Below are 12138 nucleotides of genomic sequence, written 5' to 3'. Positions count from 1 at the left end.
CGCAGCCCCGAAGCCGATTAGCCGCTGCACAATGCCGTCAGAAGTTCCAAGGCGCAATAAGCAAAGCGCCCGCCAGCATCTGGCGAGCACTTCACTCAGTCAGGTTTTTCGTCGTTGGGTAGCGATGGCCTAGTGCATCGCCGTCGCGTTGAGCTCGTGCTGGATGCTCTTGAAGTGATCGAGCCGCTCGATGGCACCGTCGAGTTCGAAGCCCTCCTTGTCGGCGAGCTTGTCCTCCATCTCCTTGATCGTGTCCGCGAATCTCATCCGATCAAGGTCCTCGATCGCGGTCGCGACGTCGGCCAGAACCGTCAGGCCTTTCTCGCTCATCTCGGCGAGGCCGCCGAGCACGATCACCCTCTCGCGCTTGCCCGCGGCAATGATCGTCAGGATGCCCGGACGAACGGAGGCGACGATCGGCGCGTGGCCGGCCAGCACGCCGAAATCGCCTTCCGCGCCGGGAACGTCAACCTGATCAACTTCACCGGAGAAGGTGAGCCTTTCGGGAGAGACGAGATCGAAGTGAAAGGTAGCCATGGTGACCCTGCGAGTATTGTAGCGAATAGCAACTGCCGGCGGAGGAAGAAGCGAGGTGTCGCTAATCGCTGCTCCCTATTCGTCGGTCGCGCCTTAGGCCGCCTCGGCGGCGAGCTTCTTGCCCTTCTCGACGGCTTCTTCGATGGTGCCGACCATGTAGAAGGCCGCTTCCGGCAGATGATCGTACTTGCCCTGGCAGAGATCGCGGAAGCCCTTGATGGTGTCGGCGAGGTCGACGAACTTGCCGGGCGAGCCGGTGAAGACTTCGGCGACGTGGAACGGCTGCGACAGGAAGCGCTCGACCTTGCGGGCGCGCGCCACCGTCAGCTTGTCCTCTTCCGACAATTCGTCCATGCCGAGAATGGCAATGATGTCCTGCAGGGACTTGTAACGCTGCAGAATCTGCTGAACCAGGCGCGCGGTCTCGTAGTGCTCTTGGCCGACCACCAGCGGCGACAGCATGCGCGAGGTCGAATCGAGCGGGTCGACCGCGGGATAGATGCCCTTTTCGGAGATCGCGCGCGACAGCACGGTGGTGGCGTCCAAATGCGCGAACGAGGTTGCGGGCGCCGGGTCGGTCAAGTCGTCGGCCGGCACGTAGATCGCCTGCACGGAGGTGATCGAACCCTTCTGCGTGGTGGTGATGCGCTCCTGCAGCGCGCCCATGTCGGTCGCGAGAGTCGGCTGATAACCCACGGCGCTCGGGATACGGCCCAGCAGCGCCGACACTTCCGAGCCGGCCTGGGTGAAGCGGAAGATGTTGTCCACGAAGAACAGCACGTCCTGACCTTGGTCACGGAAGTGCTCGGCGACCGTCAGCCCGGTCAGCCCGACGCGGGCGCGAGCGCCCGGCGGCTCGTTCATCTGGCCGAACACCAGCGCGCATTTTGACTTCACGTTCGGATCCGGATTGTGCGGATCGGCGTTGACGTTCGATTCGATGAACTCGTGATAGAGGTCATTGCCTTCACGGGTGCGCTCGCCGACGCCGGCGAACACGGAGTAGCCGCCGTGCGCCTTCGCGACGTTGTTGATCAGTTCCTGGATGAGCACGGTCTTGCCGACGCCGGCGCCGCCGAACAGGCCGATCTTGCCGCCCTTGGCGTAGGGCGCGAGCAGGTCAACGACCTTGATGCCGGTGACGAGAATTTCCGCTTCTGTCGACTGGTCGGTATAGGTCGGTGCTTCCTGGTGGATGGCGCGCAGGCCCTCGGACTTGATCGGGCCGGCTTCGTCGATCGGCTCGCCGATGACGTTGATGATGCGGCCAAGCGTCCCCTCACCAACCGGCACCCGGATCGGCGCGCCGGTGTCGGTCACTTCCTGACCGCGGACCAGACCCTCGGTGGTATCCATCGCGATGGTGCGCACCGTGGATTCGCCGAGATGCTGCGCAACTTCGAGCACAAGACGGTTGCCGCCGTTCTTGGTCTCGAGCGAATTGAGGATCGCCGGCAGGTGGCCTTCGAACTGCACGTCGACCACGGCGCCCGTGACCTGGGTGACGCGACCGATCTGATTGGCTGCTGTAGCCATGGACTCTATCTCCTTCGATCCGAATATCTTAGACCACGGTCAGCTTGACCGGGATGTTGCCTTTGGTGGCCTTGGAATACGGGCACACCGTGTGAGCTTCTTCGACCAGCGCCTGCACTTTGGCCTTGTCGGCGCCGGGAACCGAAACCTTCAATTCGACGGCGAGCGAGAAGCCGCCCTCGGTGTTGAGCGTGACGTCCGCCGTCACCTTTGCAGCCTGGCCGTCGATACCGTGCTTCTTGGCGACGACGAGGATTGCCTGGCCGAAGCAGGCCGAATAGCCGAGCGCGAACAGCTGCTCGGGATTGTGGCCGTCGCCGACGCCGCCCAATTCCTTCGGCAGCGCCATGGCAAGCGCGAGGCCGCCATTGTCGAGCATGGCGCGACCGTTGCGTCCGCCCTTGGTGGTAGCCGATGTGACGTAAGCCATGTCGCGCTCCCTTCGGTTAGACCGCCTCGGCGCCGGAGATGATTTCGATCAGCTCCTTCGTGATCATGGCCTGGCGGGTACGGTTGTAGATCAGCGTCTGCTTGCGGATCATTTCGCCGGCGTTGCGGGTGGCGTTGTCCATCGCACTCATCTGCGCGCCGTAGAACGATGCGTTGTTCTCCAGGAGGGCGCGGAAGATCTGCACCGCGAGATTGCGCGGCAGCAGGCCGGTGAGTATCTCATCCTCCTCCGGCTCGTATTCGTAGGACGTGGCGGCCGCGGCATTGGCGGTGGGCTCAGCCACCTCAAGCGGGATGATCTGCTGCGCGGTCGGGATCTGGGCAATCACCGACTTGAAGCGGGAGTAGAACAGCGTGCAGACGTCGAATTCACCCGCTTCGAACCGTGCCAGCACCTTCTTGGCGATATCCTCGGCGTTGACGAAGCCGAGCTGGCGCACCGAGCGCAGCTCGACATGCTCGACGATTTGCTTCTCGTAGGTACGGCGAAGCTGCTCATAGCCCTTGCGGCCGACGCAGAAGAACTTGACTTCCTTGCCCTGCGCGATCAGCCCCTGCGCCCGCTCGCGCGCCAGGCGGACGATGGACGAATTGAACGCACCCGACAGGCCGCGCTCGCCGGTGCAGACCAGCAGCAAATGCACCTGGTCCTTGCCGGTACCAGTCAGCAGCGCCGGCGCGCCAGGCGAGCCGCTGGCGGCGGCAGCAATGTTGGAGATCACTGCGTCCATCTTGTCGGCATAGGGACGCGCTGCTTCGGCGGCGCTCTGCGCACGGCGCAGCTTCGAGGCTGCGACCATCTGCATGGCCTTCGTGATCTTCTGCGTCGCCTTGGTCGAGGCGATGCGGACCCGCATGTCTTTCAGTGAAGCCATTCTTAGTTCACCCCGGCGATCCGACCGCAAGGGTCAGATCGCAAGCCTCTCTGTTCGTGAAGCGCCCGGCCGCCGGCCGGGCGATGCCCCGATTTACGCGAACGTATTGGCGAAGCCTTCGACCACCGACTTCAGCTTGGCAGCGGTGTCGTCGGAGAGGTCGCGGCTGTCGCGAATCGTGTTCAGGATGTCGGCATTCTTGCCGCGCAACAGCGACAGCAGGCCCTCCTCGAACGCCTTCACCTTGTTGAGCGGGAGCGGATCGAGATAGCCGTTGGTGCCGGCCCAGATCACGCAGACCTGCTCTTCCATCTTCAGCGGCGAGAACTGCGGCTGCTTCAGCAGCTCGGTCAGACGCGAGCCACGGTTCAGCAGGCGCTGCGTCGAAGCGTCGAGGTCGGAGCCGAACTGCGCGAACGCCGCCATCTCGCGGTACTGCGCGAGCTCGCCCTTGATCTTGCCGGCGACCTTCTTGGTCGCCTTGGTCTGCGCCGACGAACCGACGCGCGACACCGATAGGCCGACGTTCACCGCGGGACGGATGCCCTGGAAGAACAGGTCGGTTTCCAGGAAGATCTGGCCGTCGGTGATCGAAATCACGTTGGTCGGGATGTAGGCCGACACGTCGTTGGCCTGGGTCTCGATGACCGGCAAAGCCGTCAGCGAGCCCGAGCCGTGATCCTTGTTGAGCTTCGCCGCACGCTCGAGCAGGCGGGAGTGCAAGTAGAACACGTCGCCCGGATAGGCTTCACGGCCCGGCGGGCGGCGCAGCAGCAGCGACATCTGGCGGTAGGCGACCGCCTGCTTGGACAAGTCGTCATAGATGATCACTGCGTGCATGCCATTGTCGCGGAAGTACTCGCCCATGGTGCAGCCGGTAAACGGCGCGATGTACTGCATCGGCGCCGGGTCGGAGGCGGTAGCAGCGACCACGATCGAATACTCCAGCGCACCCTGCTCTTCGAGCACCTTCACGAACTGCGCGACGGTCGAACGCTTCTGGCCGACTGCGACATAGACGCAGTACAGCTTGATGTTCTCGTCGGGCTGCGCGTTGAGCGGCTTCTGGTTCAGGATGGTGTCGAGCGCGATCGCGGTCTTGCCGGTCTGGCGATCGCCAATGATCAGCTCGCGCTGACCGCGACCGATCGGAATCAGCGCATCGATCGCCTTCAGGCCGGTCGCCATCGGCTCGCTCACCGACTTGCGCGGAATGATGCCGGGCGCCTTGACGTCGACGCGCTTGCGCTCAGTGGCCTGGATCGGACCCTTGCCGTCGATCGGATTGCCGAGCGCATCGACAACTCGGCCGAGCAGGCCCTTGCCGACCGGCGCGTCCACGATGGAGCGGGTGCGCTTGACGGTCTGGCCCTCCTTGATCTCACGGTCCGCACCGAAGATCACGATACCAACGTTGTCGGTTTCAAGGTTCAGCGCCATGCCGCGGGTGCCGTTCTCGAACTCGACCATTTCACCGGCCTGGACGTTGTCGAGGCCGTAAACGCGGGCAATACCGTCACCGACCGACAGCACCTGTCCGACTTCGGTGACCTCGGCCTCCTGGCCGAAATTCTTGATTTGGTCCTTGAGGATCGCGGAAATTTCCGCGGCGCGGATGTCCATCAGCCTGCCTCTTTCATCGCGTTCTTGATCGAATTGAGTTTGGTGCGAAGCGAACTATCCACCATGCGGCTGCCGAGCTTGACCACCAGGCCACCAATAATGGAGGGATCGACCTTCACGTTGAGCGCGACGTCCTTGCCCGTCACCGACTTCAGTGCGGCCTTCAGCGCGTCGAGATTCTTGTCGTTGAGCCCCTCGGCGACGGTGACTTCCGCGGTCGCCTCGCCCTTGAACTTCGCCACCAGCGCGCGGTAGGCGCGAATCACATCGGCCACGGCAAACAGCCGGCGATTGGCGGTCAGCACTTTCAGGAACTTCGCGGAGGTGCCGGAGATTCCGGCCTTGTCCAGCACCGCGGTCAACGCCTTCAACTGGGCGTCCGCCGAGAACACCGGGCTGCGCACGAGACGCTTCAGATCGGCACTCTCGTTGAGCATGTCATCGAATCTATCGAGATCGGCCCTGACTTGATCGACGGATTTTTCGTCGCGCGCCAACTCAAACAAGGCCGTTGCGTAACGACCGGACACTCCCGAAACCGACGGATCTTCAGCAGCCACGTGCTCGCTCTTTATTGCTGTCAAACTCGCAAGGGAAAAACCGTCGCCACCAAAGCAGCGCCTAGCGATCCAAGCCCTTGGAATTCAAGCGGGACTTCGATTTTCGACCGGCACAGGAGATGCCGGGATCGTTAAAATCGCGGCTTTGCTAACATAGCAGCCGCGCAGGTGCAACATGACGGCACAATCGCCGCCGCCTTGTCGCACGCGGTTTTTGCTGACCGGCACCAACGGCATAGCGGGAAAATCCAGGCGCCGAAATCGGCCGTTCCTCCCCGCGACGGCTCTTCATCGAGGCAGGTTGCGGTGGGAACCTACATCGCTAGGTGGAACCGGCGGATGGAACTTGTTCCATTTGGCGATTACTTACGCAAACCTTACTGGCGGCCTGTTAATCAGTATTCGCATGTATAGATGGATTAAAAGATAGTTAACAGCAAAGATTATCAAATTTCGCTCAATTGCGTTACAGCGGTAACAAGATGTTTCAGACGGAAATAATTCGAATTTACTGCCCAATTCGCGCCTTATTGCAAAATCAAACGGCTTTCAGTCGGCAAGGGACGGGGGTTCCACTTGCCACAATAGTGGCAATACTGTCTGAGGGTCTTAATCAATGCAAAATACAAAGAAGTCGACGCTGGGGAATGCAACCCGGTCGCGCGCGGCGCTCACTTTTGTCGCCGCAACTCTCCTGGTCGGTGGGAGTGTCACCGAAGCTTCTGCGAAATCCAGGCACCATCATCACCGTCACCATCACCACCACCATCATGCCCGGGCCGAGAGTTCGTCGTGGCGTGACGCCAATGCCTCGATCGCTCCGTCGACCGGTGGCCACGCCTTCTCGGGAATGGCTTCCTTTTACGGCAACGAGTCGGGCAGCCGCACCGCGTCCGGCCAGCGCTTCAACCAGAACGCAATGACCGCGGCCCACCGTAGTCTGCCTTTCGGCACCAAGCTCCGTGTCAGCCATGGTGGCCGCAGCGTCGTTGTCACCATCAATGATCGTGGCCCATTCGTCCGTGGCCGCGTGCTCGACCTCTCCACCGGCGCCGCGCGCGCCATCGGCCTGACCGGCGCCGGCGTCGGCCGGGTCACAGCGGAGGTCATCTGAAGGCGCTCCTGACGCCGTTCCGTTCCCGGAGTTCGGTAAGCGTAGCGTAGAGTAATGGTCGCGGATTTGCATCCGTGCGCCGAAAAGGGCCTGCCGTCGCGAATGACGGCAGGCCTTCTTCATTTCACAGGAAGCTTTGCGGATCGACGTCCACCTCGAGCTTCAGATTGCCCTTGGTCTTCGGACCCGCCGCCAGCCATTCGCGCAGATATTGCGACAAGTCGACATTGCGCAGCGACTTCACCAGCAGGCGGAAGCGGTAGCGGCCCTTGATCACGGCAAGCGGCGCCTCGGCGGGGCCGAGCACCTGGATACGATCATCGAGCGGCGCCGCCGACGCGAGCTTGCGCGCAAAACCCTCGGCCGCGGGGCGGTCCCCGGCCGAAATGATCAGGCTCGCCAGGCGGCCGAACGGCGGATAGCCGGTGCGCTCGCGGATTTCGATCTCGCTCGCGTAGAACGCCTCGCGGTCATTCGCGACCAAGGCCTTGATGACGGGGTGCTCCGGCTGGTGCGTCTGCAGATAGCCGACGCCGCGCCCCTGGTCGCGGCCGGCGCGGCCGACCACCTGGTTCAGCAGCTGGAACGTTCGTTCGGCAGCGCGCGGATCGCCGTTACTCAGGCCAAGATCGGCATCGATGACGCCGACCAGATTGAGCCGCGGGAAATTGTGCCCCTTGGCGACGAGCTGCGTGCCGACAATGATGTCGACCCGCCCCTCGGAAATCTCATTCAACTCGCTCCGCATGGTTTCGATCGAGGTGATGAGATCGCTCGACAGCACCATGATGCGTGCCTCGGGGAAGATGTTTGCCGCTTCCTCCTGCAGGCGCTCGACGCCGGGACCGACGGCGACGAGCGATTCCTCGGCCGCGCAATGCGGGCAGATATTCGGCCGCGGCATCGAGAACCCGCAGTGATGGCAAACCAGCCGCTGGCGAAAGCGGTGATCGACCAGCCAGGCATCGCAGATCGTGCAGGCAAAGCGATGGCCGCAGGCGCGGCACAGCGTCAGCGGCGCATAGCCGCGCCGATTGAGAAACAGCAGCGCCTGCTCGCGCCGCCCGATCGCATGGCGGATCTGTTCGGCGAGCGGCGGCGAGATGAAACGGCCGCGTGGCGGCGGCGCGCGGCGCAAATCGATCGCCTCGATATGTGGCATGTGTTGGCCGCCGAAGCGCGACGGCAGCGCCACGCGCTGATAGCGCCCCTTGCGCGCATTGACCTCGCTTTCGACCGATGGCGTGGCCGAGGCCAGCACGATCGGGATCTTTGCGATATGCGCCCGGACCACGGCCATGTCACGCGCATGATAATGCGCGCCGTCGTCCTGCTTGTAGGCTTGGTCGTGCTCCTCATCGACGACGATGAGCCCGAGGCTGGCATAGGGCAGAAACAGCGCCGAGCGGGCGCCGACCACGACCGGCGCCTTGCCTTCCGAGATTGCTGCCCAGTTTCGCGCACGCGTGCGCGGCGTTAGCTCCGAATGCCATTCGAGCGGACGCACGCCGAAACGCCGGGCGAAGCGATCGAGGAACTGGCCGGTCAACGCGATTTCCGGCATCAGGATCAGCGACTGCTTGCCGCGCCGGATATTCTCGGCAATTGCTTCGAAATAGACTTCGGTCTTGCCCGAGCCGGTGACGCCGTCGAGCAGCGCGACATGAAAGCTGCCGCTTGCGGCCAGTGTTCGCATCACGTCGACCGCGCCGCGTTGCTCGCGCGAAAAATCCGGCTGCGCGTAGGATGGATCCGGCGGCGGTGGCGCTGATGGAGGCGGCATCGCCTCGACTGTAAGCGTGCCCTCGTCGACCAGGCCGTCGATCACTCCAGAGCTGACGCCGGCCTCCCTTGCCGCCTCCGATTTGCCGTGCAGCAGTCCGTCGGACAAGAGATCGATCATCCGCCGCCGCGCCGGCGTCAGGCGTCGCGGCGGTTCGCCGACCAGGCGCACACCCATCCGGGTGCGCTCGGGCCCGAGATGCTCCCCCATGCGCAGCGTCATCCGCAGCACCATGCCGCGGGCCGACAGCGTGTAATTGGATACCCAATCGACGAGTTGGCGCAGTTCCGCCCTCAGCGGCGGCACATCAAGCTTCTCGCTGACGTCCTTGAGCCGATTGTGCAGCCGTGGATCGGGTTTTGGATTTTCCGCCCAGACCACCGCGACAACCTCCCGCGGGCCAAGCGGAACGCAGATGACGTCGCCGGGCGCGAGTTCCATGTCGCGCGGAACGCGGTAGGAATAGGTCTGGTCCAGCGCGACGGGCACCAGCACATCGACGACACGGGTCGCCGATGCGGAAGCCGTATTGCTGCGTGTGACATGGTCCATTGGAACTAGCTTTGCCGCCGTTCGGCCTAGCACCGCTTCGCCGCCTTAGCGAACGGTAAAGGAAGGAAGTGCGATATAATCAGGAGAATCGCAGCGCCAACAGCCCCATGGCCAAGACAAATCAGGCAAGCACGGATCAGCCAATTCGACCGCTCGAGCTCGATTGTGCCGATGCGACCGTCACGCAGGAAATGGCCCGCTGGCTGTCGCATCTGCGCGCCGAACGGCGGCTGTCGCCGAAGACGCTCGAGGCCTATGCCCGCGACGTCCGCCAGTGCCTCATCTTCCTGGCCGGCCATTGGGGCACGCAGGTGACGCTGGCAGGCTTCGCCGCGCTGGAAGCAAGCGATGTGCGCGCCTTCATGGCGATGCGGCGCGCCGACGAAATTGGCGGACGGTCGCTGATGCGTGCGCTGGCGGGCCTACGCTCGTTCGGGCGCTTTCTGGAACGCGAAGGCAAAGGCAAGGTCGGCGCATTGTCTGCGATTCGTGCGCCGAAGATCGCGAAAAGCCTGCCGAAACCGATCCACATGGCGGCGGCAAAGCGCCTTGCCGACGCCGACGAGCGCGCCGGCGAAACCCGCGAGACCTGGATTCTCGCACGCGACGCAGCCGTGATGGCGCTGCTCTACGGTTCGGGCCTGCGCATCTCGGAGGCGCTTGGACTGAAGCGGCGCGAAGTGCCGAAGCCCGGCCAAGGCGACGTAGTTGTTGTCACCGGCAAGGGCAACAAGACGCGAATGGTGCCGGTGCTGCAAAACGTGCTGCAATTGATCGCCGACTACGCCGCGATCTGTCCACATGCGCTGCCACCGACCGGACCGATGTTCGTCGGCGCGCGCGGCGGACCGCTGAGCCCGCGAATCATCCAGCTTGCAATGGAACGGTTGCGCGGCGCGCTCGGCCTGCCGGACAGCGCAACGCCACACGCGCTGCGGCACTCCTTTGCCACGCACCTGCTTAGCCGCGGGGGCGACCTGCGCGCGATTCAGGAACTGCTCGGGCACGCCTCATTGTCGACGACGCAGATCTACACCGGCATCGACAGCGAGCGACTGCTCGAGGTTTACCGCTCCGCGCATCCGCGCGGCTAAGCGCTTGCCGGCGTCGACGGTGCCGCACTTCGGGACGTGCAAAAAAGTCACTGCCAGCTGGCGATCTGGCTTGATGACAAATAATTAAGTTTAGCGCCGCCGGTGCGATGCTACGATTATGCAACCGCGACGCAGTGCTACCGTATTTTTCAGTGCGCTATGTTTCGATTTGTTGCTGCGTCGCCAATGGTGCGGGCAAATGCAGAAGAACTTCCTCGTATTCGCTCCTGGGATCCTGCTTGGCATCGCCGTGCTGATGCCGACCAGCGCGCATGCGTATCTCGACCCAGGCGCCGGGACCTTCGCGGTGCAAGGATTGATCGCCGCCGTTGCCGGCGGCATGGTCGCCCTTCGTGCCTGCTGGCAACGGATTGGAGACCTGTTCGGACGATCCAAGCCATCGACCGAGACTGGCGCCGAGCGGTCCCTGCCCGATGGCGATGCGTGATCCTGCGTCCTTCCGCGATCCCTCCGGCTACGTATTCTCCTCAGGTGACCGGATCTTTCGCGCGATCAACGATCAGGCCCATTGCAACTTCGCGCGCTTCAGATCGTCGGGCGCCTATGAGGATTTGAGAAGCAAGGGGTGGATCATCGCCGCCGACGAGGTCGATGCGGCCGCGTCCGATCGTGCAGGCCCGCACACGCTGGAGCATCCGAAGCTTCGCTTCATATCCTATCCCTACGAGTGGCCGTTCACGCTGCTCAAGCGCGCCGCGCTGAGGCATCTGGAGATTCACCTGCGCGCGCTCGACTTCGAATTCACGCTGTCCGACGCGAGCGCCTACAATGTGCAGTTCATTGGGACGGCGCCGATCTTCATCGACACGCCGTCGTTCATTCCCTATCGCGAAGGGGACTATTGGGCCGGCCAGCGGCAGTTCATCGAGCAGTTCGTCAATCCGCTGCTGCTGCGCTCGCTGTTCGGCATCGCGCACAACGCCTGGTATCGCGGCGCACTGGAGGGCGTTCCGACCCGCGACATTGCCCACCTGATAGGTCCCCTCAAGCGCTGGCTCGCACCGAACCTGCTCACCAACATCGCGCTGCCCGACCTGCTGCAGAGGAAGGCACAGCAGGCGACCGCTCCCGTGCAGGGCAAGCCGCGACCGTTGCCGAAGAAGGCTCTGCTGTTCATGCTGCGGCGGCTGCAGCGCTGGATTTCCCGGCTCCAGCCCAGGGATGTCGGGCCGACGGAATGGCAGGACTATGGTGACAGCAACGTCTCCTACGCCGGTGACGAGGAGAGCCGCAAACGCGCCTTCGTCGCCGAATTCTCGCGCGCGGCCGCGCCGTCCTGCGCCTGGGACCTCGGCTGCAACACCGGCGAGTATTGCGAGGTGCTGCTGCGAAACAATGCGAAATCCGCGATCGGCTTCGATCTCGACCACAATGCGCTCGAGGCCGCGGTCGGTCGCGCCTCGACGGGGCGCCTGCAGTTCCTGCCGCTCTACTCCGACGCGGCGAATCCAAGTCCGAGGCAGGGCTGGGCGGAGGTCGAGCGGCTCGGCCTGCATTCGCGCGCCGGCGCGGACGCCGTGATCGCGCTCGCGATCGTGCATCATCTGGCGATCGGCAAGAACGTGCCGCTGGCTTCGGTCGTCGGATGGCTCACGGGATTGGCGCCGCGTGGGGTGATCGAGTTCGTCCCGAAATCCGATCCGATGATCGCGCGCATGCTGCAGCTCAGGAAGGACATCTTCGCCGACTACGACAAGGATCACTTCGAACAGGCGCTTGGCCGGCACTGCCGGATCGCGCGAACTCTCGAACTGTCGCCGGGCGGCCGAACGCTTTACGAGTTCGAGCGGCGTGCGACATAGGACCGGCCATGCAACCGCGCACCCGGGACATTCTCACTCTCGTCCAGGCGGCAATCACGGCAATCGTGCTGTCGACAATCGCCCTGCTCGACTTCCTTGCGGCGAATGCGCGCGAGCTCACCGACACGACGCGCGTCATCCGCTACGGTGCGATCGTGCTCGCGGCCACCGCACTTTGCGCGCTGGTCCTG

The 12138-nt window shown here is 63.6% G+C and carries 11 protein-coding genes; 4 read left to right on the top strand and 7 right to left on the bottom strand.

Annotated features, from left to right (window positions below):
• Nucleotides 1-129: 129 nt before the first annotated feature.
• From JQ553_RS19720 to JQ553_RS19695, 6 genes are all read right to left on the bottom strand, one after another.
• Entirely contained in the window at nt 130-537 is a 408-nt protein-coding gene (locus JQ553_RS19720; RefSeq protein WP_212501670.1) for a F0F1 ATP synthase subunit epsilon, read from the bottom strand.
• A 93-nt stretch (nt 538-630) separates the two neighbouring features.
• Nucleotides 631-2073, bottom strand: coding sequence for a F0F1 ATP synthase subunit beta (gene atpD / locus JQ553_RS19715; RefSeq protein WP_212501669.1), 1443 nt, complete (start codon nt 2071-2073; stop codon nt 631-633).
• 28 nt (nt 2074-2101) lie between these two features.
• Nucleotides 2102-2503, bottom strand: coding sequence for an organic hydroperoxide resistance protein (locus JQ553_RS19710; RefSeq protein ID WP_212501668.1), 402 nt, complete (start codon nt 2501-2503; stop codon nt 2102-2104).
• A gap of 16 nt (nt 2504-2519) precedes the next feature.
• Nucleotides 2520-3398, bottom strand: a complete 879-nt coding sequence (locus JQ553_RS19705; protein ID WP_212501667.1) for a F0F1 ATP synthase subunit gamma — start codon at nt 3396-3398, stop codon at nt 2520-2522.
• Between the two features lie 93 nt (nt 3399-3491).
• Nucleotides 3492-5021 (bottom strand): F0F1 ATP synthase subunit alpha, encoded by a 1530-nt coding sequence (atpA, locus tag JQ553_RS19700; protein ID WP_212501666.1) that lies wholly within the window; start codon nt 5019-5021, stop codon nt 3492-3494.
• Nucleotides 5021-5581: a F0F1 ATP synthase subunit delta gene (locus tag JQ553_RS19695; RefSeq protein ID WP_212501665.1), complete on the bottom strand. Its 561-nt coding sequence runs from the start codon at nt 5579-5581 to the stop codon at nt 5021-5023. The genes atpA and JQ553_RS19695 overlap by 1 nt, the downstream gene beginning before the upstream one ends.
• A gap of 616 nt (nt 5582-6197) precedes the next feature.
• Here JQ553_RS19695 and JQ553_RS19690 point away from each other — a divergent pair.
• On the top strand, nt 6198-6695 hold the full coding sequence (locus tag JQ553_RS19690; protein WP_212501664.1) for a septal ring lytic transglycosylase RlpA family protein: 498 nt from the start codon (nt 6198-6200) through the stop codon (nt 6693-6695).
• A gap of 124 nt (nt 6696-6819) precedes the next feature.
• On the opposite strand, the gene JQ553_RS19685 is transcribed toward JQ553_RS19690, so the two are convergent.
• Nucleotides 6820-9030: a primosomal protein N' gene (locus JQ553_RS19685; protein WP_212501663.1), complete on the bottom strand. Its 2211-nt coding sequence runs from the start codon at nt 9028-9030 to the stop codon at nt 6820-6822.
• 107 nt (nt 9031-9137) lie between these two features.
• Between JQ553_RS19685 and JQ553_RS19680 the strand changes: the two genes are divergently transcribed.
• From JQ553_RS19680 to JQ553_RS19670, 3 genes are all read left to right on the top strand, one after another.
• Nucleotides 9138-10124, top strand: coding sequence for a tyrosine recombinase XerC (locus tag JQ553_RS19680; RefSeq protein ID WP_212501662.1), 987 nt, complete (start codon nt 9138-9140; stop codon nt 10122-10124).
• Nucleotides 10125-10323: 199 nt separating this feature from the next.
• Nucleotides 10324-10572 (top strand): hypothetical protein, encoded by a 249-nt coding sequence (locus JQ553_RS19675; RefSeq protein WP_212501661.1) that lies wholly within the window; start codon nt 10324-10326, stop codon nt 10570-10572.
• Nucleotides 10565-11947, top strand: coding sequence for a class I SAM-dependent methyltransferase (locus JQ553_RS19670; RefSeq protein ID WP_249144427.1), 1383 nt, complete (start codon nt 10565-10567; stop codon nt 11945-11947). The genes JQ553_RS19675 and JQ553_RS19670 overlap by 8 nt, the downstream gene beginning before the upstream one ends.
• Nucleotides 11948-12138 lie beyond the last annotated feature (191 nt).

This window comes from Bradyrhizobium lablabi (assembly GCF_018131005.1).
In the GTDB taxonomy this organism is placed as follows: domain Bacteria; phylum Pseudomonadota; class Alphaproteobacteria; order Rhizobiales; family Xanthobacteraceae; genus Bradyrhizobium; species Bradyrhizobium lablabi_D.
The sequence above is the reverse complement of the archived record's forward strand: the minus strand, read 5'-3'. Positions and strand labels throughout refer to the sequence as shown.